At 62.3% G+C, this 387-nt stretch carries 1 pseudogene; it reads left to right on the forward strand.

What is annotated here, in order from left to right:
- Positions 1-387: pseudogene (locus H3T93_RS09075) on the forward strand (InlB B-repeat-containing protein); the annotation flags it as partial.

Consider the following 387-nt stretch of genomic DNA (forward strand, 5'->3'; position numbering starts at 1 on the left):
CAGGCGTCCGCTTCACCCAGTTCAGCGCAGGCAGTGGTTATTCCCTGGCCCTGGGCTCGGACGGCAACCTCTACAGCTGGGGAAATAACAGCTCCGGCCAGCTCGGCACCGGCAGTACTGATTATTCTCCGCATAGCACGCCGAGCAAAGGGTCCATGCCGACAGACGGCACGAAATTCACCCAGATCAGCGCAGGAAACTATCATTCCCTGGCCATGGGAACGGACGGCAACCTCTACAGCTGGGGAGACAACGGTACCGGGGCGCTGGGACGAGAAACCGACCAAACGCCAGAAAACCGGCCAGGCGTTGTCACCCCGCCGACAGGCGTCCGCTTCACCCAGTTCAGCGCAGGCAGTGGTTATTCCCTGGCCCTGGGCTCGGACG

This window comes from Bifidobacterium sp. M0404 (assembly GCF_016101415.1).
Taxonomy (GTDB): Bacteria; Actinomycetota; Actinomycetes; order Actinomycetales; family Bifidobacteriaceae; genus Bombiscardovia; species Bombiscardovia polysaccharolytica.